Consider the following 21,741-nt stretch of genomic DNA (forward strand, 5'->3'; position numbering starts at 1 on the left):
GCCCTCGGCCCACCGCTCGCAAGCCCGTGGGGCATGGCGCGATCCACGGCGCGCGCGCGGACTGTGGACGGCGCAGCGTGGGAGCCTGCGCCGTGGGTGACGTCGCCTGCGCCCGGCGTCACATCGGGTAGGCGGGCGCCTGACCTTTGATGGTGAGCCACTGCCATTGCGTGAACTCCTCCCAGTTGGCGGGGCCGCCGATGGCGCTGCCGTTGCCGGACGCGCCCACGCCGCCGAAGGGGTTGATGACCTCGTCGTTGACCGTCTGGTCGTTGATGTGCAGCAGCCCGGTGCGCAGGCGTTCGCCGATGCGCAGGGCGCGGCCGACGTCCGCGCTCAGAATGGCCATCGACAACCCGTACTCGGTACGGTTGGCAAGCGCGATGGCTTCTTCGTCGGTATCGAAGGGCACGACCACCGCCACCGGCGCGAAGATCTCTTCCGAGAAGGCCGGGTTGTCCGGGCTCACGCCGCTCAGCACGGTGGGCGCGAAGAACAGGCCCTCGCAAGTGCCGCCGGTCTCCACCCGGGCGCCCGCGGCCTCGGCCGCGCGCAATACGCCGCTCGCGTGATCGCGCTGGGCCGCGTTGATGAGCGGGCCGAGCGCCACGTCGGCCCGGTGCGGATCGCCCACTGTCAGCGAGGCGGCCTTGGCGGTGAGCCGCTCGAGAAAGCGGTCGTGGATCTTGCGCTGCACCAGAATGCGGCCGGTCGCCATGCAGATCTGCCCCTGGTGCAGGTAGGCGCCCCAGGCGGTGTTGGCGATGGCCAGATCGAGGTCGGCGTCATCCAGGACGATGAGGGAATTCTTGCCGCCCAGTTCCAGCGAAACCTTCTTCAAGTGCCGGCTCGCCGCCTCGCCGACCTTGCGGCCGGCGGCAGTAGAGCCCGTGAACTGGATCATGGCCACGTTGGGATCCGCCACCAGGGCGGCACCCGCCGCGCCGTCGCCCGGCAGCACGTGCAGCAGACCGGCCGGCAGTCCGGCGAGCTCGAACAGCCGCGCGATCGCCATACCGCCGCATACCGCGGTGCGCGGGTCGGGCTTGAGCACCACGGCATTGCCCAGGGCCAGGGCCGGAGCCACCGCGCGCAAGGCAAGGTACAGCGGGAAGTTGAACGGCGCGATCACGCCGACGACGCCCAGCGGGCGCCGCCGCGCGAGGCTCAGGCGCCCAGGCACCGAGGGCAGGATCTCGCCGACGGAACGCGAGGGCAGGCTGGCGGCTTCGTGCAGCACCTTGACGCTTATCGACGTCTCGAATCCGGCCTTGCCGCGCGTCGAGCCGCTCTCGCGCACTAGCCAGTCGGCGATCACGCCGAAATGGGTCTGCGCCAGTGCAGCGGCCCGGCGCACGACCGCGGCGCGCTCTTCGTACGGCAACGCCGCCCATTCGGGTTGTGCCTGGGCCGCCGCGGCCGCGCTGCGCGCGATCCCGGCGGCGTCGGTCAGCGCGATGCTGCCGAGGCGGGCACCGCTGGCCGGCTCCAGCACGTCGGCCACGGTGGCACCGGCTTGCCATGCGCCGGCATAGAGGCGTTCGGTCCAGACGGCGGGGTCGAGCAGCGTGGGGTCGGTGCTGGCTGGGTTCATCACGGCTCCTGTCGATGGGGCTGCGGGTCGCGGACCCGGAAAGGCGCATCGTAGGTGGCCTGCGGCGGCCCTGCCATTGGGGTTTGCATGCGGGCCGTGCGGCCGCATGCGTGCGCGCGGACCCCCGCAAGGGTGTTCAGATACTGGACACCGGCGCTGTGGTTGCGCGTTGGACTGCGCGTGGGGAACCCATGCAGCAAGGCCGATACAGCGGCAGGAAGCTCGGTGCGTCGCCCGCCGAAGGCGATGCCCAAAGCAAAAACCCCCGCAAGCTTCCTTGCGGGGGTCTGGAATTTTGGTGCCCAGAAGAGGACTCGAACCTCCACGCCTCTCGGCGCTAGTACCTGAAACTAGTGCGTCTACCAATTCCGCCATCTGGGCCTGATTGCATCGCTGTTTATACAGCGCCGCAACAGAAGAACGATTATAGCAGGGATTTCCCAGGCTGCAACAGAATCTGCATCTGTTTTTACTGCTTGCCACCGGAACCGGCTTGCTTGGTAGGGCAAACCACCGTCGGCCGCAGCGCGTGCTCCCGCAATCTCCCGATGCTCGCACTTCTTTGAGCGCCGGGGGTTTCGCAAAACCCCGCTTGCCTTGAAAATACCGCTTTGGTCTTTTCTCCCGTCGGTGTCTAATGCCGAAAGAAGAAAGACCGCGATTCTATAGAGAAGTTTTCACTTTGGCAAATCGAACCGACAAGAAGAATTCCAACCCAACCATGCCGGCGGATTTCGACCCGGACGTCCCCAGCCGCGAGCAGATCCTCGCTGCGCTGCGCGACGCTTCGGGCCCGCTTACGGCAACCGAACTTGCCGAGCGCCTGGGCGTGGTGCGCGATTCCACCTGGGTCGGCTTCGAGCGCAGACTGGGCGCCATGGAGCGCGATGGCCAGTTGGCGCCCAACCGCAAGGGCCTGCTGCAGCTCGCCTCCAAGCTGGATTTCATTGCCGGACGCGTGCAGGGTCATCGCGACGGCTTCGGCTTTCTGATCCGCGACGACGGCGGGCAGGACTTGTTCCTGTCGCCGCGCGAGATGCTCAAGGTGCTGCACGGCGACCGCGTCCTGGTGCGCCCCTCGGGCGAATACCGCGGCAAGCCCGAAGGCCAGATCGTCGAGGTGATCGAGCGGCGCACCAATCGCCTGGTCGGTCGCTTCCTGCATGAGCGCGGCATGGACGTGGTGGTGCCCGAAGATCAGCGCATCAAGCATGACGTGCTGATCGCTCCGGCCGACGCCAACGGCGCCCAGCCAGGCCAGGTGGTCACCGTCGAGATCGTCGCGCAGCCGACCCGGCACACGCAGCCGCGCGGGCGCATTGTCGAGATCCTCGGCGAGGTCGACGACCCCGGCATGGAAATCGAGATCGCGGTGCGCAAGTTCGACGTGCCGCACGAGTTTTCCGAGGCGGCCGCCAGGCAGGCGGCCAAGCTGCCCGACGCCGTGCGCAAGAGCGACCTCACGGGGCGGGTGGATCTGCGCGACCTGCCTTTCGTCACCATCGACGGGGCGGACGCGCGCGATTTCGACGATGCGGTGTATTGCGAGCCTGTCGATCTGGGCACGGCCAACCGCAAGCGGCCGGGCTGGCGCCTGCTGGTGGCGATCGCCGACGTGAGCCACTACGTACGTAGCGGTGAACCGCTGGACGCCGACGCCCAGGAACGCAGCACCAGCGTGTATTTCCCGCGCCGCGTGATCCCGATGCTGCCCGAGTCGCTCTCCAACGGCCTGTGCTCGCTCAATCCGGCGGTCGACCGCCTGGTGCTGGTCTGCGACATGGTGATACCGGCCAGCGGCGCCAAGGCTGGCATCGTCTCGGCCTACCAGTTCTACAACGCGGTCATCCACTCGCATGGGCGCACCACCTACGATCAGGTGTGGGAGGCGCTGGCCGGCACCGACGACGCGCTGATGCTGGGCCGCCGCGGCACCAACGGCCCGCCGCCGCTGCCCGCCGAACTGCTGCCGCATGTCGAGCACCTGCACACGCTCTATCGTTTGCTGGTGCAGGCGCGCGAGTCGCGCGGCGCGATCGATTTCGACACCGTCGAAACCAAGATCGTGTGCAACGAGATGGGCCGTATCGAGCGCATCGTGCCGCACGTGCGCAACGATGCGCACAAGCTCATCGAGGAGTGCATGCTGGCGGCCAACACCTGCGCGGCCGATTTCATGGCGCGCAGCAAGCACCCGGGCCTGTATCGCATCCACGAAGGCCCGACGGTCGAAAAGCTGCAGTCGCTGCGCCAGTTCCTCAAGACGCTCGGGCTGTCCCTGGGCGGGGGCGAGGACCCGGCCGCGGCCGACTACGGCAAGCTCATGCGCGAAGTGTCGGGTCGTCCCGATGCCGCGCTGATCCAGACCATGGCGCTGCGTTCGATGCAGCAGGCAATCTACAGTCCGGACAACGCCGGCCACTTCGGCCTGGCATATCCGGCCTACACGCATTTCACCTCGCCCATCCGGCGCTATCCGGACCTGCTCACGCACCGCGTCATCAAGGCCCTGATCGCCGGCCAGCGCTATGTGCCCGAGGGCGCGGCGGGCCAGGGCAGGCAGGCGCGCGAAGCCGAGCACGCCGTCTGGGAAAAGCTCGGCCTGGTGTGCTCGGGCCACGAGCGCCGCGCCGACGATGCGTCGCGCGATGTCGAGGCCTGGCTCAAGTGCTGGTTCGTCAAGGAGCGGGTGGGCGAGAGCTTCAGCGGCACCATCACCGGCGTGGCGCCCTTCGGTATCTTCGTCACGCTCGACGACCTGTACGTCGAGGGCATGGTGCACATCTCCGAACTCGGCACCGAGTACTTCCAGTTCAACGAGGGCCTGCACGAGCTGCGCGGCGAGCGCACCGGCATGCGCTATCGCCTGACCGACAAGGTGCAGGTGCAGGTCGCGCGCGTCGATCTGGAGGCCCGCCGCATCGAGTTCCGTCTGGAGAAGGGCGTGAGCTATGCCAGCCTGAAGCGTGCGGCGAACCGGCAGGCCGCGCCGTCGGCTGCTGCAACACCGCCGGCGCGTGCGCAAGCCGTGGGAGAGGCTGGCGCCCAGCAACCGCCCAGGGCCGCCAAGGCGCCCAAGGCCAGGACCGCGAAGGCGCGCCGCGCAGCCGCGAGCAATGCCACGCACCAGGCCAAGGAAGGGCGCCCCAAGAAGTCGCGCGGCGCGGCGCGCAAGCGTCCGCATTGAGCCACGCGCCGGCAGGCAGGCCCCGGGGCTGCGCCCCGGGCGAGACAAGTTCCGTTCAGCCGGCGGTCGGTGTGTCGTAGGCGCTGGCTTCGTTCAGCGTGGCGATGGCGTCGCTGTCGAGCTTGAGTTTGGCGGCCTTGACCAGTTCCTCGAGCTGCTGCAGCGAGGTGGCGCTGGCCAGCGGGGCGCAGATGTTGGGCCGGCTCGTCTGCCAGGCGAGCGCCACCTGCGCCGGGGTGGCGTTCAGGCGCTCGCTCACCGCGTCGAGCGCGGCGAGGATGCGCTTGCCGCGCGGGTTCAGGTAGCGCTTGACGATGGTGGCGCCGCGCACGCTCTTGCCGGCGTCTTCCTCGGCCCGGTACTTGCCCGTCAGGAAGCCGCTCGCGAGCGGGTAATAGGTGATGACGCCCAGCGCGTTGTCGCGCACCACGGGTTCCAGCTCCGACTCATAGGCCTGGCGTTCGTACAGGTTGTATTCGGGCTGCAGGGTCTGGTAGCGGGGCAGGCTGTGCTTGGCGCTCTCGGCGAGGGCTTCGGCGAGGCGGGCACCGCTGTAGTTGGAGGCCCCGATGGCGCGCACCTTGCCTTCTTCGATCAGGCGCGCGTATTCGCCCAGGGTGTCGGCCAGCGGCGTCTCGGGGTCGTCCTTGTGCGACTGGTAGAGGTCGATGTGGTCGGTCTGCAGGCGGCGCAGCGAATCTTCCACGGCCTGGCGGATGTAGCGTGGCGACAGCCCCACCTTGCCGTCGCCCATGTCCATGCCCACTTTGGTGGCGAGCACGATGCGGCTGCGTTTGCCGGACTGCTTGATCCACTTGCCGATGATGGTCTCCGACTCGCCGCCTCGGTTGCCGGGCGCCCAGCGCGAGTAGACGTCGGCGGTATCGACGAGATTGAGCCCGGCATCGACGAAAGCGTCGAGCAGGCGGAACGAGGTGGCCTCGTCCGCTGTCCAGCCAAAGACATTGCCGCCGAAGGCGAGCGGAGCGACGTGCAGCCCGGACTGGCCGAGTTCCCGATGGTTCAGCATGCGATTCTCCTGGTCGTCGTGTGCCACGCCACGCCAGCCGCGGCAGTGCTGCGCCGCGCGGGCAGGCGCTACGGCCTGAAATGAAACCCATCCCCTACGCGCTGACGCGCGCCCCCTCAAGGAGGGGGCGGCACTGGCGGACCGGCAAAGCCGGCCCCGCGGTGCCCTGGATCGCATCGCCGCAGCTCATGCGTCGGGGCAGCGCCCAGCGCCATGGGTCACTGAAATGACATGATAGCCCTTCGCGCGCGCGAAACCGGGACGGCGCGGTTAGACTTACAGCCTGAGCGAATGCGGCGCCTGGCCCACCGGCGGGCGTCTTCACCGACCATAGCTTCGTCCCACGAGGAGACCGTGTATGCCGACCCCGTTTCGCCTGACTGCCTGGGCTGGTTCCGCCTTGTTTGCCGTCGCCTGCGCGATGCCTGCCTTCGCTCAGGACAAGTCCGTGGCCGTGCTCGCCATCGTCGAGCATCCCGCGCTCGATTCCGTGCGTGATGGCGTGCGCGAGGTGCTGGCCGAGGCCGGCTACGAAGAGGGCAAGAACCTGCGCTGGCAGTACCAGAGCGCGCAAGGCAACGTCGGCACGGCGGCGCAGATCGCGCGCAAGTTCGTCGGCGACAAGCCGGACGCCATCGTGGGCATCGCCACGCCGGCGGCGCAGGCGGTGGTGGCGGCCACGCGCAGCGTTCCGCTGGTGTATTCGGCGGTGACCGATCCGATCGCGGCCCAGTTGGTGCCGGGCTGGGAGCCGTCGGGCACCAACGTCACCGGCGTGTCCGACGAGCTCGCCCTGGAGCGCCAGATCGAGCTCATCAAGGAAATCCTGCCCGATGCCAAGCGCGTGGGCATGGTGTACAACCCGGGCGAGGCCAACTCCGCCGTGGTGGTCAGGCAGATGAAGGAGCTGCTGCCCAAGCACGGCATGACCCTGGTCGAGGCCGCCGCGCCGCGCACGGTGGACGTCGGCTCGGCCGCAGGCCGCCTGGCGGGCAAGGTGGACGTCATCTACACGAGCACCGACAACAACGTGGTCTCGGCCTACGAGGCGCTGGTCAAGATGGGCAACGATACCGATACGCCGCTCATCGCGGCCGACACCGACAGCGTCAAGCGCGGCGCCATCGCCGCCCTCGGCCTGAACTACAAGGATCTCGGCCGCCAGACGGGCGCCATCGTGGTGCGCATCCTCAAGGGTGAGAAACCGGGCGACATCGCCTCGGCGCGCAGCGACAACGTGGATCTGTTCGTCAACCTGCGCGCGGCCCAGGCCCAGGGCGTGGAAGTGCCGCAAGCGGTCATCGACAAAGCCACCGAAGTGATCCGCTGATGTCGCTTTTCTCGCTGCTGGGCGCCCTCGAGATCGGCCTCATCTTCGGCCTGGTCGCGCTGGGCGTGCTGATCTCCTTTCGGGTCTTGCGCTTTCCGGACCTCACCGTCGACGGCAGCTTTCCGCTGGGCGGCGCGGTCGCCGCCACGATGATCTCGGCCGGGTTCGATCCGTTCCTGTCGACGGGCGCGGCCATTGCCGCCGGCGCGTGCGCCGGGCTGCTCACGGGCTGGCTCAACGTCAAGCTGAAGATCATGGATCTGCTCGCGAGCATCCTCATGATGATCGCGCTGTACTCGGTCAACCTGCGCATCATGGGGCGGCCCAACGTGCCGCTCATCATGGAGCCCACGGTGTTCAGCCTGACCCTGCCCGGCTGGCTACCCGACTACATGGAGCGCCCGCTGCTGGTGCTCGTCGTGGTGATCGTCGCCAAGCTGCTGCTCGACTGGTTCTTCGCCACCCGCCAGGGGCTCGCCATGCGCGCCACGGGCTCGAACCCGCGCATGGCGCGGGCGCAGGGCGTGGCCACGGGCCGCAGCGTGCTCGGCGGCATGGCGCTGTCCAATGCGCTGGTGGCCCTGGCCGGTGCCCTGTTCGCACAGACCCAGGGCGGCGCCGACATCTCCATGGGCATCGGCACCATCGTCATCGGCCTGGCCGCGGTCATCGTGGGCGAGAGCATCATGCCGGCCCGCCGCTTCTTCTTCATCACGCTGGCGGTCATCGTCGGCGCGCTGGTGTATCGGCTCTTCATCGCCCTGGCGCTCAACAGCAACTTCATCGGCCTGCAGGCCCAGGACCTGAACCTGGTGACGGCAGTGCTGGTCACCATCGCACTGGTGATTCCCATGCTCAAGAAGCGCTGGCTGCGCGGCAAGCGGAGGGTCGAGTGATGCGCACCCCGGTTGCCGCCGGGCGCGCCGTTTCCGGGCCCGCCGCCTTGCCCCATGGAGGTCTGCCATGCTGAGCGCACGCGATCTGCGCATCACCTTCAACGTCGGCACGCCGATCGAGAACCGCGCCTTGCGCGGCCTGTCGCTGGAAATTCCCACCGGCCAGTTCGTCGCCGTGATCGGCTCGAACGGCGCGGGCAAGTCCACCTTCCTGAATGCCGTGTCGGGCGAGCTGCCGCTGGACGCCGGCGTCATCGAGATCGACGGTACCGACGTCACGCGCATGCCGGTGTGGCAGCGCGCCGGCAGCGTCGCGCGCGTCTTCCAGGACCCGCTCGCCGGCACCTGCGAGGATCTGACCATCGAGGAGAACATGGCGCTCGCCTGGTCGCGCGGCCGTTCGCGCGGCTTGCAGCGGTCGCTGGACGATACGCTGCGCGAGTTGTTCCGCGAGCGTCTGAGCGTGCTCGGCCTGGGGCTGGAGCGGCGCCTGTCCGACCGTATCGGCCTGCTCTCGGGCGGTCAGCGCCAGGCGGTGAGCCTGGTGATGGCGGCGCTGCAGCCTTCGCGCATCCTGTTGCTGGACGAGCACACCGCAGCCTTGGACCCCAAGACCGCCGCCTTCGTGCTCGAACTTACGCGGCGCATCGTCGCCGAGCACGGGCTCACCACCATGATGGTCACGCACAGCATGCGCCAGGCGCTCGACGTGGGCGATCGCACCGTGATGTTGCATGAGGGCAAGGTGGTGCTGGACGTCAGCGGCCCGCAACGACAGGGCATGGATGTGCCCGACCTGCTGCGCCTGTTCGAGCGGGTACGCGGCGAGGAACTCGCGGACGACGCGCTGCTGCTCAGTTGAGCCTGCGCCGCGTTGCAAGCACGCGCGCGGCCGGGCGCCCGAAGGAGGCTGAAGCCCCCATGGGGGGCAGCGAACGCAGTGAGCATGGGGGCCGTACCATTCAAGGCCGTACGGCGAGTTCCAGGGCGGGGCGCAGCGATGTGGCGAACAGGGCCCCGTGGCTGAGGTCGGGGAAGTTCTGAAAGGTGATGTCCATACCTTCACCGGCCAGCCGCTGCACCAGTTCATACGTCGATTCGCGCCCCGCGGGTACGCCCGGGATGGTCGGGATCGAGGCTGCACCCGAGGCGCCTGGACGGCGTGCGCCGCCCACCATCACCCGCACAGCCACGCCGGGGGCGGCGCTTGCATGAAAGCCGGCGGCGTGGGCGAGCAGGGCGCTGTCCTGCCAGCCCACCGACGGGTCGCCCGCCACATAGCGCTGGAAGCGCTCCGGATGCGTGAACAGCGCATACAACGTGAACAGCCCGCCGTACGAATGTCCCCACAATGTCTGCCGGTTCTGGTCGATCGGCGCCCGCGCCTGCACGGCAGGCCGGATCTGGCGCTCGATCAGCGCCTGAAACCGATCGGCGCCGCCACCGCGCCGGCCGCGCTCTTCGATCTCGGCCACGCGCTGGCCGTCGCGGATCACCGGCGGCGTGTAGTCGAGCGCGCGGGCAACGACATCGTGGCGGCCCGGCGTCTCGTAGCCGATGCCCACCAGCACGGGCGGGCCTTCGGCGTCCAGCGCCGCAAGGTCTTGCGCGTTCAGGGTTGCCATCACGGCATTGCCGTCCAGCATGTAGATAACCGGGTAGCCGCCCGCTGGCGCGGCGCGCTTGGGCACGCCCAGATAGACCCGATAGTGGCGCTGCCCGTCCTCCGAGTCGAAGCGCAAGGTCTCGAAGCGGTAATGCGCGGACGGTTTGTCGGCGACGGTGGGGCCGATGGGCTCGTTCCAGTTGCGCGCCGGCCTGGGCGGAGCGTCCGGGCTAGGCGGCGTCTGTGCGCCGGCCAGCGGGCCGGCCGACAGCAGGGCAGCGGCAAGGAGGATATGACGGCAGCGCGCGAGCGCGTAGCGGGTAGGGAGGACGGGCACAGGCCGCTCCGGTGAAACGGGAAGCGGGAATTTTAGGGAGCTTGCTCGACGTGCGCGGAGTCCGGGCTATGGGCAGCGCCGCGGCGATGCATAGGCGCCTTCGGGCCTGGGTCCCGGAGCGCCGGTAGAGCGCGGCGCCGCGTGGCAGAAACGCGCACCGCCGTGCGCTCGCCGGTCTGCGAAGCGCCCGGGCATGTGCACGCTTCGCAGGGACGGGTAGGGCTACCGTCAGTGCCCGGTGTTGTCCGAATTGCGGCTGGCCTCGAACAGGAACCAGGTGCGCTTTTCGGTTTCGTCGATCCAGTTCTCGATCAGGCTCGAGCTGGCGATGTCGCGGTGTTCGTCGGTGACGTTGTGCGCCTCGCGCAGCGCGGCCGCCAGCGTCTTGTTGTCTTCGCAGAGTTCGGCCAGCATGTCCAGCGGCGTGACGTACTCCGCGTCGTTGTCGAGCACCCGCTGGGTGCGCGCAATGTGGCCGATCGAGCGTAGCGTGGTGCCGCCGATCTTGCGGATGCGCTCGGCGAGCGGATCGGTCATGGCGAACAGTTCGTCGCCGTGCTCGTCCAGCATCAGGTGGTAATCGCGAAAGTGCGGCCCGCTCACGTGCCAGTGGAAGTTCTTGGTCTTCAGGTAGAGCGCAAAGACGTCCGCGAGAATCTGGTTCAGCGCCGCGGCGATGTCCTTGGTTCCATCGCGCGGAAGGTCCGTGGGCGTCGTCAACGGACGCTTGCGAAGCTCGCGGGCGGACTGTTCTTGTGCGGCATCAAGTGTTTTGCTCATGGGTGACAACTCCTGAAGGGAAAAACCGGGCCGGCAGCGTCGGTGCCTGGCAGCCCGTGTCGGACCGGACTTCCACGCATAAGCAAGAAGCGTACCTTGGACGCCCGCCGCTGCACGCGGGTGCTGTCCTCCAAGGGCGCTTTTTGCCTTCGGATCCGCCCGGCGGCAAAAAAAAGCACCCCGCAGGGTGCTTGCAAAAAGGGGCAGGAGGAGACAGACCCGCCCCGCTTCCAGAGGAGAGAGAAACTTGCTTGCTTGCGGTCGGCTCAGATGTAGTGGCCGTGATTGGAGGCGCGGCGGCCGGCCTGATCGACGGTGTCGGCGTAGGCGTCCAGGAAAGCGCCGAAGGCGGTGGCGCACTGCATGACGCCAGCACCCAGGTTTTTCAGCGAGGCGATGACGCCGGCGCTTTCGCGAGCCATCTGGCGGGCCATGCGACGCTCCATCTCGTCGGTAAGCCGAACTTCGGAATGGGTGCTGACATAAGCCATGATGGTTCTCCTGAGTGATGGGTGCTGCGTGAGAATCGATGTGATTCGCTAGGGTTAACCCTAGTATAGGGTAAACCCTAAATGCAGCGCAACATAAAAATCAGGGAAAACCCTAGGCCGGCCGGAAAACGTCACGGATCCGCGCAAACGAGTGCTCGGCTGTGGCCGCGTTGCAACAATCGCGTCGTTCTGCGGGCCCGCCGAATCGCTGCGCGGCGGCAGCCCGGGCCCTGCGGGCGTCGGGCGTAGCCCCCAGGGCCGGCAGCCGTCAGGGCGCGGATGCCAGGTTGCGCGCGCTCCATGCCAGATACACCAGCGAGGCGCCCACGCCGATCAATTGCACGCCGAGCAGCAGGCCGATCAGCCAGATGGCGCTGATCGGCAGGTTGACCCACAGCACCAGCGAGAGCGCCATGCCGAGCACGCCCGCGGCCAGCACCCATGCCCAGTTCGGAAACGGGCGGATGGTCAGGGCGAACACCACCTTCGAGATGCCCTCCATCATGAAGAACACGATGAGCAGCAGCGTGACGGTGAGCAGCCCCTGGGTGGCATCGTTCAGGAACATCAGGCCGATGAGTATGGCCAGCACGACCGAGATCAGTTGCAGCCAGAAGTGGGGCACCTGGCTCGCGCCGACCAGGCTGATGGCCTGCGCGGCTCCGCTGATGACGAGCAGCCAGCCCAGTACGGTGATCACCGCGACCGAGGCAACGGCCGAATAGACGATGGCGAGCACCCCGGCGGCGATCAGGATCGCGCCTTGTATCAGGTACCAGATCGAATAGCGCCGCACAGTGTCGCGCACGGCTGCGCGGAAGATCTCCGAAGCATCTTTCACGGACAGGGCCACAGTCTTCTCCTTTCAGGCTGTCGTTGTGTCGGGGCTCGCGTGCGGGCGTACGCAAGGCCACCATGGCACGCGCGGCACGCCCGCATGCCATGCGTCCAAGCCGCAGTGTGCCCAAGCCGCGCACGTTGCGCCAGCGAGTCCCGTTCGCCGTCCTGCCGGCGGGTCGGAGCTTGCGTCTGTCTTGCCGTTCGGCGCCGGCACCGTTGTGACGCAACCCGCGACTGCCCGGCTGCCCGCGGCCGCCCGTGGATGAGCAGTATGTGCCTGCCGCCCGGCAGAAGCTGCGGCCCGCCATCCATGGCACGCCCCCCCCCCGTGTCGATGACGCCGGCCGGCAGGGTACGGGGCTTGCATGGACGTCGACGGGGCTGCGCACAGTCGACGCGGCCATCGGCAAAGGAGCTGGCGCATGAAAGCCTTATGTTGGCACGGCAAGCACGACATACGCTGGGACACCGTCCCGGACCCCATCATCGAGCATCCGCGTGATGCCATCCTCAAAGTCAGTAGCTGCGCCATCTGCGGTTCGGACCTGCACCTGTTCGGCGGTTTCATGCCCGGCATGAAGTGCGGCGACGTCATGGGGCACGAGTTCATGGGCGAGGTGGTCGAGACCGGGCGCGAAACGGGCGAGCTCAAGGTTGGCGATCGCGTCGTGGTCCCCTTTACGATCACCTGCGGCGAGTGCGCGCAGTGCCGTCGCGGGTTCTTCGCCGCCTGCGAACGCAGCAACCGCAATCGCGACATGGCCGCCAAGGTGTTCGGCCACACGACTGCCGGCCTGTTCGGCTACTCGCACCTGACCGGCGGTTTCGCGGGCGGGCAGGCCGAATACGTCCGCGTTCCGTTCGCCGATCACACCCATGTCAAGGTGCCCGGCAACCTTACCGACGAACAGGTGCTCTTTCTCGGCGACATCCTGCCTACGGGATGGCAAGCCGCCGCGCAATGCGACATCCAGCCCGAGGATACGGTGGCGATCTGGGGGGCCGGGCCGGTGGGGCAGATGGCGCTGCGCAGTGCCGTACTCCTGGGGGCGCGTCAGGTGGTGATGATCGACCGCCTGCCCGATCGGTTGTCGATGGCGCAAGCGGGCGGGGCGATCACCGTCAACTTCGACGAGGAGAGCGTGCTGGACCGCCTGCATGAGCTCACCCAGGGCAAGGGCCCGGACAAGTGCATCGACGCCGTCGGGATGGAGTCGCATGTCGCGCGCTCGCTCGACGCCATGGTCGACCGGGCCAAGCAGGCCTTGATGCTGGAAACCGACCGCCCGCACGTGCTGCGCGAGATGATCTATGTGTGCCGGGCCGGCGGCATTCTGTCCATTCCGGGTGTTTACGGCGGCCTGGTGGACAAGATCCCCATGGGCGCATCGATGAACAAGGGCCTGACCTGGCGCATGGGGCAGACGCACGTCAAGCGCTGGACCGACGACCTGCTGGCGCGCATCGCGCAAGGCCAGATCGACCCGTCCTTCGTGATCACCCATACCGTGCCGCTACGGGACGGACCCGCCATGTACGACACGTTTCGAGCCAAGGACGACGGCTGCGTCAAAGTCGTCCTCAAGCCCTGAGGAGAACACCATGGAGCAACAACACCATCCCGTGCGCGCGGCGCGTCGACAGGTCCAGACCCACGGCACCGCGGTCGCGCGCAGCGCCGCCTGGTTCAGCATTGTGCTGGGTGTGGCGGAACTCGCGGCGCCCCACGCTGTAGCGCGTGCCTGCGGACTGCGCCCCGGTAGCGCCGCCGTCGTGCGCATGTGCGGGCTGCGCGAACTCATCACCGGCGTCGGCCTGCTGCGCGCGCGCAACGCGGCGCCATGGCTGTGGGGCAGGGCGGCGGGCGACGCGCTGGACGCCGTTGCCATCGCCAGTCTGGCCGAGCGCAGTAGCCTGGCGCCGTTGGCGAAGGCCGCCGGCACTGTCCTGGCGGTAGGCGCGGTCGGCGGCGCCGACCTCTTCGCAGCCCAGCACTACAAGCAGCCGAGACGCTCCCCGCCGCCCTGGCACGATTACCGGGACCGTAGCGGTTTCCCACAGGGTTTGCAGCGTGCGCGCGGCGCGGCCCGCGACGCGTCCATCCCGGCGGATGTGCTCACCCCGCCCGCGCTGCGGCGCTGGGCTGACCCTGAGACCGAGCCGGCGGTCTGACGCCCGCGCGACACATTCAGCCCATACCCGCCGGGCAGAACCAGCGAAAAAGGCCCCAACGCTTTGCCGCTGCGCTGCTTCCCGAGTGGGCTTGCGCCTCGGGAGCGGCCCGGCGATAAAAAAGCACCCCGTGGGGTGCTTTTGAAAGGGGTGGGTGGAGACAGGCCCACCCCGTTTCCGGAGACATGAAAAACGGTTGTGCGGTCGGCTCAGATGTAATGGCGGTGGGTCGAGGCGCGGCGCCCGGCGCGATCCACGGTGTTGGCGTAGGCGTCGAGGAACGCGCCGAAGGCGGTGGCGCAATGCATGATGCCCGCGCCGAAGTTCTTCAAGGGCGCGGTGAAACCGCCGCTGCCGCCTTCGCGTGCCATCTGATCTCCCAGGCGACGCTCCATCTCATCGGTGATCCGAATTTCGGTATGGGTGCTGGCGTAGGCCATGGTGGCTCTCCTGGTGCGTAGGTGCTGCGTGGGGAATCGAAGCGATTCACTAGGGTTAACCCTAGTTTAGGGTAAACCCTAGGTGCAGTGCAACAAGAGAATTGGGGTAAACCCTGATTTAGGTATAAGGACCCCTGAATCGGCAGGACATGCCTCGAACCGTTGCTGCAGTGCAACGCAAAGCTTCGGTGCACACATGCCTGGTAGTCCGTCTGGCCTTGAAAATTCCGGGTGAAAAGGATGGGTCATACGTGCCACCACCCCGATGTGACCCCGGCGAGAGGCGCGCCGGGCCCGGGACGAGCCGGGCCCGGACGCTCAGTGGCTGATCATCCACGGGCGGCTGTTGGGAAACGCTTTGGGCTGTGCTTCGCCGCCACCGGCGCGGCCCGGTTTGCAGCACATGCAACTCATCCCGTGGCGAGCGCTCGAACGCGGCTCGTGCCGGCTGCGCTCGTTGACTGCATGGGCCTGGCGCGCGGCTGCGCTCAGGGTCGAGAGCGCGGGGGGCGTCAGCACCGCGCGCTCGCCGGCGGCCTCGCCGCAGGCGGGGCACGGGGCAGATTCGTGGCGCCGCGCCAGCGGCGCGAGCCTCTCGAAGCCCGCGCCGCATGACGTGCAGACGTATTCGTAGAGCGGCATGCGCAGCCTCACTTGTCGTAGGCGATCGGCAGGTCGGTGTCGCCTTGCACATACAGGCTTGGCCCGTGCGCGCCTGGATTGATGTCGAACGCGAAGATCTCGGTCGGTAGCCATAGGGTGGCGCAGGCGTTCGGAATGTCCACCACACCGCTGATGTGGCCCTGGACGGGCGCGGTGCCCAGCAGCGAGTACGCCTGCGCGCCGGTATAGCCGAACTTCTTCAGATACTCGATGGCGTTCAGGCAGGCTTGCCGGTAGGCAACGTGCACGTCCAGGTAGTGCTGGGCGCCGTGTTCGTCCACCGAGATGCCCTCGAAGATCAGGAAATCCTTGTAGTTCGGCACCAGGGGGCTGGGCTTGAAGATCGGGTTCTTGATGCCGTACTTGGCCACGCCGCCCTTGATCAGCGAGACCCGCATGTGCACCCAGCCGGCCATCTCGATGGCACCGCAGAAGGTGATCTCGCCGTCGCCCTGCGAGAAGTGCAGATCGCCCACCGACAGGCCGCCTCCCGCGACGTAGACCGGGAAGAACACGCGCGCGCCGCGCGAGAGATCCTTGATGTCGCAGTTGCCGCCGTGTTCGCGCGGCGGGACCGTGCGCGCGCCTTCGGCGGCCGCCGCCGCCTTGGCGTCGCCGGTCAGCTTGCCCATGTGGGCGGTTGCGGCAAAGGGCGGGTTGGCCAGCGGCGGCACGCGCTCTGGCGCGGTGGCGATGAAATCCACCTCGCGCTCGTTCCAGGTGTCCAGCAGCTTCTTGTCCGGCAGGCAACCGATCAGGCCAGGGTGGATCAGGCCTGCGAAGTTCACGCCCGGCACGTGGCGAGACTGGGTGTAGATGCCGGAAAAGTCCCAGATCGACTTCTGTGCGTGCGGAAAGTGCTCGGTCAGGAAGCCGCCGCCGTTCTGCCTGGAGAAGAAGCCGTTGAAGCCCCACAGGCTGTCGGCCTTGGGGCCGAGGTCGAGCAGGTCGACCACCAGCAGGTCGCCGGGCTCGGCGCCTTCGACGCCGACCGGGCCGGACAGGAAATGCACGGTGGTGAGATCCACGTCGCGTACATCCTCGGCGCTGTCGTCGTTCTTGATCGCACCGCCCGTCCAGTCGTAGGTTTCCAGGATGAAGTCGGCGCCTGGTTTGACCCACGCAGCCATCGGGATGTCCGGATGCCAGCGGTTGTGCACGTTCTCGTTGTCGTAGGGGGATTGGGCCAGATCGACCTTGATCAGCGTCTCGGGCATGGTGTGCTCCTCTAGGGTAGGGACTGCAGGGGCGGAAAAGTGGAATCAGACGGACAGGTAGCGGCTGATCGTCTCGACGTTGGCGGTCTCGCGGCGGTCTTCGTGGACGAAGCGCCCCTTGTCGATGACGATCAGGCGATCGGCGATCTCCAGGGTGAAGCTGAGGACCTGCTCCGAGACCACGATGGCGAGCTGGCGCAGCTTGCGGATCTCCAGCAGGCTGCGTGCGATGTCCTTGATGATCGACGGCTGGATGCCTTCGGTGGGTTCGTCCAGCAGGAGCACGCGCGGGTTGGTGACCAGCGCGCGGGCGATCGCGAGCTGCTGCTGCTGGCCGCCGGACAGGTCGCCGCCGCGGCGGCGGCGCATCTCGAAGAGCACCGGGAACAGCGCATAGATCTCGTCGGGGACCGGCGTGGACAGTGCCCGACGGCGCATGCCGGTGCGGATGTTCTCCTCGACCGTCAGGGTCGGAAAGATCATGCGTCCCTGAGGCACGTAGGCCACCCCTTCGCGCACCCGCCGATAGCTCGGCAGGGGGGCGAGTTCGGTGCCGTCCAACTGGATACTGCCCTGGGCCGCCGGCAACAGGCCCATGAGCGTCTTGAACAGCGTGGTCTTGCCCATGCCGTTGCGCCCCATGACGGCGACGATCTGCGCGCCGTCGACCGACAGATCGATGCCCTTCAGCACCATGCTCTGGCCGTAGCCGGAAACGAGTTGCGAGACCTGGAACATACGGCCCTCCGTTCAGTGGCCCAGATAGACTTCGATGACGCGCGGGTCGGACTGAACCTGCGCCATGCTGCCCTCGGAGAGCACCTTGCCCTGGTGCAGCACGGTCACCTTGTGCGCGATGTCCTTGACGAATTCCATGTCGTGCTCGATGACGATCATCGAGCGCCCCGCGCTGATACGGTTGAGCAGTTCGGCGGTCTTCTCGCGTTCGGAAACGCTCATGCCGGCGACCGGTTCGTCCAGCATCATCAGCTCGGGCTCCTGCATGAGCAGCATGCCTATCTCCAGCCACTGCTTCTGGCCATGCGAGAGCAGGGCTGCCGGCTGCTCGAGCATGTGCGAGAGGTAGATTTCCTCGGCCACCTGCTCGACGCGCTCGACGACGTCCGGCGTGCGCCGAAAGGCGATGGCACCGAATACCGTGCGCCCGCGCGGGAACGACACCTCCAGGTTCTCGCGCACCGACAGCGTTTCGTAGATCGAAGGTGTCTGAAACTTGCGCCCGACACCGGCCCGCACGATGGCGTGCTCCGACAGGCGCGTCAGCTCGATGTCCTTGAAGCGGATGCTGCCGGCAGTCGCCTTGGTGCGTCCGCAGATGAGGTCGAGCAGCGTGGTCTTGCCTGCGCCGTTGGGACCGATCACCACGCGCAGTTCGTTGCGGTCCACGTAGAGGTTGAGCTCGTCCACGGCAGTAAAGCCGTTGAAGGACACCGTGAGATCCTCGATGTACAAGGCGAACTCGGGACGCGTGCTCACCGGTGCACTCTCCTGTCGCTGCGCGACATCCCTGTGGGAGGGAACGCCTCTTTCGGGCGGCCGGGTACGCGCACTCATGCTGTTTCTCCTGGCAAGGAACTGTCCTCGGGCGCGGCGCGCGTGGTCGTCGGCGCATCGTCGGCGCGCGCCGCGGGCTTGCGCCTGCGTCGCATCCCGGGCTTGATGTATTTGTCGTAGAAGCCGGCCAGGCCGTTCGGGAACAGCATCACCACCGCGATGAACAAACCGCCCATCAGGAACAGCCACAACTGCGGGAAGCTCTCGGAGAAGTAGCTCTTGGCGTAGTTCACGACCAGCGTGCCGTACACCGCGCCCAGCAGCGACATGCGCCCGCCGACCGCGGCGAAGATCACCATCTCGATGGACGGCACGATGCCCACGAAGGAGGGCGACATGAAGCCCACCTGCAGGGTGAACATGGCGCCCCCGATGGCCGAGAACAGGGCGGCGATGCAGAAAGTGAAGGTCTTGAAGTTCGCCACGTCGTAGCCCGAGAAGCGCACGCGCTCCTCTTTGTCGCGCATGGCCATGAGCAGCTTGCCGAGCTTGGACGAGAGCAGGAAGCGGGCGAAGAGAATGCAGCCGATCAGCAGCCCGCCGTTCAGGAAGTACAGCAGGGTGCGTGCGCTGTCGCTGCGGATGTCCCAGCCGAGCAGGGTCTTCAAGTCCGTGATGCCGTTGACGCCGCCCGTGTAGCCCTGCTGGCCGATGATGAGCACCGACAGGATGAGCGCGATCGCCTGGGTGACGATGGCGAAATAGACTTCGCCCACGCGGCGCTTGAACATCGCGACGCCGATCACCAGGGCGAGCAGCACGGGGATCAGCAGGATCGCGAGCAGCGTGAAGGCGAAACTCTTGAACGGCTCCCAGAACCAGGGCAGGGCAGTGATCTGATTCCAGTCCATGAAGTCCGGGATGCCCGGGGTGGACTGGATCTTGGTGGCCTCCGGGGTGGATGCCTCCAGCTTCAGGAACATTGCCATGCAGTAGCCGCCCAACCCAAAGAAAATGCCTTGGCCCAGGCTCAGGATGCCGCCATAGCCCCAGCACATGACCAGGCCGACGGCGACGAAGGCGTAGGTCAGGTACTTGCCGACGAGGTTCAGGCGGAACACGTCGAGCACCAGCGGAAAGACGACGAGGATCAGGGCGGCGAGCACGGCGATGCCGGCGGCGCCCTGGCGCCCGCCCAGCACGTTGCGATAGAAGGTGTTCATGCGAACTCCGTGCGCGAGCGCTATTTGCGGACCTTGATGCTGAACAGCCCTTGCGGGCGCAGCATCAGGATGAGTACCACCGCCGAGAGCGTGAGCACCTTGGCCATGGAGCCGGTCATGAAGAACTCGGACACCGATTGCGTCTGGGCGATCACGAAGGCCGAGGCGATGGTGCCGAACAGACTCGCGGCGCCGCCGAAGACCACGGTGAGAAAAGTGTCCACGATGTAGAGCGAGCCGCTGGTGGGCCCGGTCGCGCTGATCGTGGTGAAGGCCGCGCCCGCGATGCCGGCGATGCCGCAGCCGAGCGCGAAGGTGACGCGGTCGACGTGGCGCGTGTCGATGCCCACCGCGCCGCTCATGGCGCGGTTCTGCACCGTGGCGCGCACGCGCAGGCCCCAGCCCGAACGGAACAGGGCGATCATCACGGCGGCCGTCAGCAGCAGCGTCACGAGCATCACGAACAGGCCGTTGATGGGGATGTCCACGTATTCCATGGGCTGGAAGGAGCCCATCAGCCAGTCGGGCAGCACCGGGCTGACTTCGCGCGGGCCGAACGTCGAGCGCAGGGCCTGCTGCAGGATCAGCGAGAGCCCCCAGGTCGCGAGCAGGGTGTCCAGCGGCCGTCTATACAAATGCCGGACCATCGCCCACTCCACCAGCCAGCCCAGCGCGAAGGTGATCGCAAAGGCCGCGAGCATCGAAACCACGTAGTAGTAGGGCATGGCCGACGGCAGCCAGGCCTGGGTCATCTCGGAGAAGACGTAGGTGGTGTAGGCGCCGATGGCGAGGAATTCGCCGTGCGCCATGTTGATGACGCCCATCTGGCCGAAGATGATGGCCAGGCCCAGGGCCATCAGCAGCAGCACGCTGAATACCGACAGGCCGTTGAAGCCCTGCATCAGCAGAATGGCGCCGAGTTCGGAGAACGATTCCATAGCGACCTCGCGGCGATCCGTTTGCCGGACGGCGGGCGCCGTCCGGCGGTGGGGCTTACTGGTAGCCCTTGGGGAAAGGGTCGGGCTCGATCAGCTCGGGCGTCTCGAACACCACCGTGAACTGGCCGTCGGGCTGGATCTGCCCCACGCGCGTGCGGCTCCAGAGGTGGTGGTTCGGGTGGATCTTCACGTAGCCCTCGGGCGCCTGCTTGAACTCGATGTCCGACGAGGCCTCGACCACCTTGTCCACGTCGAACGTGCCGGCTTTCTCGACCGCCATCTTCCACAGCCATGGGCCCAGGTAGGCGGCCTGGGTCACGTCGCCGATCACCGAGTTCGGGCCGTACTTCGCCTTGAAGGCCTCGACGAAGGCCTTGTTGTTGGGGTTGTCCAGGCTCTGGAAGTACTTCATGCAGGAATAGAAGCCGGCCGCGTTCTCGCCGCCGATGCCGAGCATCTCGTCCTCGGTCACGGAGATGGTGAGCAGGGTCTGCTTGTCCGCGGTGACGCCGGCCGCCTTCAACTGCTTGTAGAACGAGACGTTGCTGCCGCCCACGACGATGGCGTAGATCACATCCGGCTTTCTGAGCTTGATCTTGTTGATGAGCGAGCCGAACTGGGTGTGGCCTAGCGGGTAGTACTCCTCGCCCACGACCTCGCCTTTGAGCACGTTCTCGATGTGCTTGCGCGCGATCTTGTTGGACGTACGCGGCCAGATGTAGTCCGAGCCGATCAGGTAGAAGGTCTTGGCCTTCTTCTCGCGGTTGACCCAGTCCAGGCCGGCGAGGATCTGCTGGGTGGCCTCCTGGCCCGTATAGAACACGTTCTTGGACTGCTCCAGACCTTCGTAGAAGGTCGGGTAGTAGAGCAGGCCGTTCTCCTTTTCGAAGATCGGCAGCACGGCCTTGCGCGAAGCGGAGGTCCAGCAGCCGAACACGGCGGCCACATGGTCGCTGACGAGCAGCTTGCGCGCCTTCTCGGCAAAGGTGGGCCAATCGGAAGCGCCGTCCTCCTGGATCACGCGGATCTTGCGGCCGAGGATGCCGCCGGCGGCGTTGATCTGGTCGATGGCGAGCTGTTCGGCCTGGATCGAACCCGTTTCGCTGATCGCCATGGTGCCGGTGGCCGAGTGCAACTGGCCGACGACGACTTCGCCGTCGGTCACCGCGAGCTTGGCCTGGGCGCGGCCCAGGCCGGGGGCAGCCAGCATGGGCAGGGCGGCCAGGGCGAAGGCGGTGCGGCGCCGGCCGGGGGATTGCAGGTCCTTGGGGGGGGAATCAGAACGTGGCATCGATCGCTCCAGATTGGGGCCGCTGGGGCCGGGGCCGGTTGGGGGTGCCGGCGTCCGGATCGATACTAGGAGTAACTGCTGCGGTGCGACATACGTCGATTGACGTACCTGGGTTTTCCTGGGCATGCTGTACAAACGTGCTGCAGCATGCGACGCCGCGCAACGGCGAACGTATTCCTATGTAACGGCCA

20 protein-coding genes and 1 tRNA gene are annotated in these 21,741 nt (G+C 67.2%); 6 read left to right on the top strand and 15 right to left on the bottom strand.

Going from position 1 to position 21,741, the window contains the following annotated elements:
• Positions 1-118: 118 nt before the first annotated feature.
• Together FOZ76_RS21510 and FOZ76_RS21515 are read right to left on the bottom strand one after the other, a co-directional pair.
• Positions 119-1,594, bottom strand: coding sequence for a benzaldehyde dehydrogenase (locus tag FOZ76_RS21510; protein WP_143950319.1), 1,476 nt, complete (start codon positions 1,592-1,594; stop codon positions 119-121).
• A 296-nt stretch (positions 1,595-1,890) separates the two neighbouring features.
• Positions 1,891-1,975: transfer RNA gene (locus FOZ76_RS21515), tRNA-Leu, on the bottom strand.
• Positions 1,976-2,315: 340 nt separating this feature from the next.
• Between FOZ76_RS21515 and rnr the strand changes: the two genes are divergently transcribed.
• Positions 2,316-4,781, top strand: coding sequence for a ribonuclease R (gene rnr, locus FOZ76_RS21520; protein WP_143950693.1), 2,466 nt, complete (start codon positions 2,316-2,318; stop codon positions 4,779-4,781).
• A 55-nt stretch (positions 4,782-4,836) separates the two neighbouring features.
• On the opposite strand, the gene FOZ76_RS21525 is transcribed toward rnr, so the two are convergent.
• Entirely contained in the window at positions 4,837-5,811 is a 975-nt protein-coding gene (locus FOZ76_RS21525) for an aldo/keto reductase (protein ID WP_143950320.1), read from the bottom strand.
• A 421-nt stretch (positions 5,812-6,232) separates the two neighbouring features.
• Here FOZ76_RS21525 and FOZ76_RS21530 point away from each other — a divergent pair, with 421 nt between their 5' ends.
• The 3 genes from FOZ76_RS21530 to FOZ76_RS21540 all read left to right on the top strand — a co-directional run bounded on the left by FOZ76_RS21530 (position 6,233) and on the right by FOZ76_RS21540 (position 8,899).
• Complete coding sequence (locus tag FOZ76_RS21530; protein WP_425473346.1) at positions 6,233-7,141, top strand: ABC transporter substrate-binding protein; 909 nt, start codon at positions 6,233-6,235, stop codon at positions 7,139-7,141.
• A complete protein-coding gene (locus FOZ76_RS21535; RefSeq protein ID WP_143950322.1) occupies positions 7,141-8,037 on the top strand; it encodes an ABC transporter permease in 897 nt (298 codons plus the stop codon). The genes FOZ76_RS21530 and FOZ76_RS21535 overlap by 1 nt, the downstream gene beginning before the upstream one ends.
• A 67-nt stretch (positions 8,038-8,104) precedes the next feature.
• Complete coding sequence (locus FOZ76_RS21540) at positions 8,105-8,899, top strand: ABC transporter ATP-binding protein (RefSeq protein WP_143950323.1); 795 nt, start codon at positions 8,105-8,107, stop codon at positions 8,897-8,899.
• Between the two features lie 100 nt (positions 8,900-8,999).
• On the opposite strand, the gene FOZ76_RS21545 is transcribed toward FOZ76_RS21540, so the two are convergent.
• The 4 genes from FOZ76_RS21545 to FOZ76_RS21560 all read right to left on the bottom strand — a co-directional run bounded on the left by FOZ76_RS21545 (position 9,000) and on the right by FOZ76_RS21560 (position 12,092).
• Positions 9,000-9,980, bottom strand: a complete 981-nt coding sequence (locus FOZ76_RS21545) for an alpha/beta hydrolase (RefSeq protein ID WP_143950324.1) — start codon at positions 9,978-9,980, stop codon at positions 9,000-9,002.
• Between the two features lie 228 nt (positions 9,981-10,208).
• Complete coding sequence (locus FOZ76_RS21550) at positions 10,209-10,760, bottom strand: Dps family protein (RefSeq protein WP_143950325.1); 552 nt, start codon at positions 10,758-10,760, stop codon at positions 10,209-10,211.
• A 266-nt stretch (positions 10,761-11,026) separates the two neighbouring features.
• On the bottom strand, positions 11,027-11,251 hold the full coding sequence (locus FOZ76_RS21555) for a hypothetical protein (RefSeq protein ID WP_143950326.1): 225 nt from the start codon (positions 11,249-11,251) through the stop codon (positions 11,027-11,029).
• Between the two features lie 268 nt (positions 11,252-11,519).
• On the bottom strand, positions 11,520-12,092 hold the full coding sequence (locus FOZ76_RS21560) for an HdeD family acid-resistance protein (RefSeq protein ID WP_211366379.1): 573 nt from the start codon (positions 12,090-12,092) through the stop codon (positions 11,520-11,522).
• Between the two features lie 421 nt (positions 12,093-12,513).
• Between FOZ76_RS21560 and FOZ76_RS21565 the strand changes: the two genes are divergently transcribed.
• Together FOZ76_RS21565 and FOZ76_RS21570 are read left to right on the top strand one after the other, a co-directional pair.
• Positions 12,514-13,683: a zinc-dependent alcohol dehydrogenase gene (locus FOZ76_RS21565; RefSeq protein WP_143950328.1), complete on the top strand. Its 1,170-nt coding sequence runs from the start codon at positions 12,514-12,516 to the stop codon at positions 13,681-13,683.
• Positions 13,684-13,693: 10 nt separating this feature from the next.
• A complete protein-coding gene (locus FOZ76_RS21570) occupies positions 13,694-14,263 on the top strand; it encodes a hypothetical protein (protein WP_143950329.1) in 570 nt (189 codons plus the stop codon).
• Between the two features lie 209 nt (positions 14,264-14,472).
• On the opposite strand, the gene FOZ76_RS21575 is transcribed toward FOZ76_RS21570, so the two are convergent.
• From FOZ76_RS21575 to urtA, 8 genes are all read right to left on the bottom strand, one after another.
• Positions 14,473-14,703 (bottom strand): hypothetical protein, encoded by a 231-nt coding sequence (locus FOZ76_RS21575; RefSeq protein ID WP_143950330.1) that lies wholly within the window; start codon positions 14,701-14,703, stop codon positions 14,473-14,475.
• A 318-nt stretch (positions 14,704-15,021) separates the two neighbouring features.
• Positions 15,022-15,345 carry an FmdB family zinc ribbon protein gene (locus tag FOZ76_RS21580; RefSeq protein ID WP_143950331.1) on the bottom strand — a complete coding sequence of 108 codons (324 nt, stop codon included), beginning with the start codon at positions 15,343-15,345 and terminating at the stop codon, positions 15,022-15,024.
• A gap of 8 nt (positions 15,346-15,353) precedes the next feature.
• Entirely contained in the window at positions 15,354-16,583 is a 1,230-nt protein-coding gene (gene fmdA, locus FOZ76_RS21585; protein WP_143950332.1) for a formamidase, read from the bottom strand.
• A 45-nt stretch (positions 16,584-16,628) separates the two neighbouring features.
• Positions 16,629-17,321 carry an urea ABC transporter ATP-binding subunit UrtE gene (gene urtE / locus FOZ76_RS21590; RefSeq protein WP_143950333.1) on the bottom strand — a complete coding sequence of 231 codons (693 nt, stop codon included), beginning with the start codon at positions 17,319-17,321 and terminating at the stop codon, positions 16,629-16,631.
• A 12-nt stretch (positions 17,322-17,333) separates the two neighbouring features.
• On the bottom strand, positions 17,334-18,080 hold the full coding sequence (gene urtD / locus FOZ76_RS21595; protein WP_246129691.1) for an urea ABC transporter ATP-binding protein UrtD: 747 nt from the start codon (positions 18,078-18,080) through the stop codon (positions 17,334-17,336).
• A gap of 74 nt (positions 18,081-18,154) precedes the next feature.
• A complete protein-coding gene (urtC, locus tag FOZ76_RS21600) occupies positions 18,155-19,321 on the bottom strand; it encodes an urea ABC transporter permease subunit UrtC (protein WP_143950335.1) in 1,167 nt (388 codons plus the stop codon).
• 20 nt (positions 19,322-19,341) lie between these two features.
• Entirely contained in the window at positions 19,342-20,259 is a 918-nt protein-coding gene (gene urtB, locus FOZ76_RS21605) for an urea ABC transporter permease subunit UrtB (RefSeq protein WP_143950336.1), read from the bottom strand.
• Positions 20,260-20,314: 55 nt separating this feature from the next.
• On the bottom strand, positions 20,315-21,550 hold the full coding sequence (gene urtA / locus FOZ76_RS21610) for an urea ABC transporter substrate-binding protein (protein ID WP_143950337.1): 1,236 nt from the start codon (positions 21,548-21,550) through the stop codon (positions 20,315-20,317).
• Positions 21,551-21,741: the final 191 nt, after the last annotated feature.

This window comes from Verticiella sediminum, assembly GCF_007558815.1.
Taxonomy (GTDB): domain Bacteria; phylum Pseudomonadota; class Gammaproteobacteria; order Burkholderiales; family Burkholderiaceae_B; genus Verticiella; species Verticiella sediminum.

Bases quoted from the DNA above. Each gene is read 5' to 3' on its own strand.
- FOZ76_RS21510 (WP_143950319.1), bottom strand. From the start codon at position 1,594: ATGAACCCAGCCAGCACCGACCCCACGCTGCTCGACCCCGCCGTCTGG.
- rnr (WP_143950693.1), top strand. From the start codon at position 2,316: ATGCCGGCGGATTTCGACCCGGACGTCCCCAGCCGCGAGCAGATCCTC.
- FOZ76_RS21525 (WP_143950320.1), bottom strand. From the start codon at position 5,811: ATGCTGAACCATCGGGAACTCGGCCAGTCCGGGCTGCACGTCGCTCCG.
- FOZ76_RS21530 (WP_425473346.1), top strand. From the start codon at position 6,233: ATGCCTGCCTTCGCTCAGGACAAGTCCGTGGCCGTGCTCGCCATCGTC.
- FOZ76_RS21535 (WP_143950322.1), top strand. From the start codon at position 7,141: ATGTCGCTTTTCTCGCTGCTGGGCGCCCTCGAGATCGGCCTCATCTTC.
- FOZ76_RS21540 (WP_143950323.1), top strand. From the start codon at position 8,105: ATGCTGAGCGCACGCGATCTGCGCATCACCTTCAACGTCGGCACGCCG.
- FOZ76_RS21550 (WP_143950325.1), bottom strand. From the start codon at position 10,760: ATGAGCAAAACACTTGATGCCGCACAAGAACAGTCCGCCCGCGAGCTT.
- FOZ76_RS21555 (WP_143950326.1), bottom strand. From the start codon at position 11,251: ATGGCTTATGTCAGCACCCATTCCGAAGTTCGGCTTACCGACGAGATG.
- FOZ76_RS21565 (WP_143950328.1), top strand. From the start codon at position 12,514: ATGAAAGCCTTATGTTGGCACGGCAAGCACGACATACGCTGGGACACC.
- FOZ76_RS21570 (WP_143950329.1), top strand. From the start codon at position 13,694: ATGGAGCAACAACACCATCCCGTGCGCGCGGCGCGTCGACAGGTCCAG.
- FOZ76_RS21575 (WP_143950330.1), bottom strand. From the start codon at position 14,703: ATGGCCTACGCCAGCACCCATACCGAAATTCGGATCACCGATGAGATG.
- FOZ76_RS21580 (WP_143950331.1), bottom strand. From the start codon at position 15,345: ATGCCGCTCTACGAATACGTCTGCACGTCATGCGGCGCGGGCTTCGAG.
- fmdA (WP_143950332.1), bottom strand. From the start codon at position 16,583: ATGCCCGAGACGCTGATCAAGGTCGATCTGGCCCAATCCCCCTACGAC.
- urtE (WP_143950333.1), bottom strand. From the start codon at position 17,321: ATGTTCCAGGTCTCGCAACTCGTTTCCGGCTACGGCCAGAGCATGGTG.
- urtC (WP_143950335.1), bottom strand. From the start codon at position 19,321: ATGAACACCTTCTATCGCAACGTGCTGGGCGGGCGCCAGGGCGCCGCC.
- urtB (WP_143950336.1), bottom strand. From the start codon at position 20,259: ATGGAATCGTTCTCCGAACTCGGCGCCATTCTGCTGATGCAGGGCTTC.
- urtA (WP_143950337.1), bottom strand. From the start codon at position 21,550: ATGCCACGTTCTGATTCCCCCCCCAAGGACCTGCAATCCCCCGGCCGG.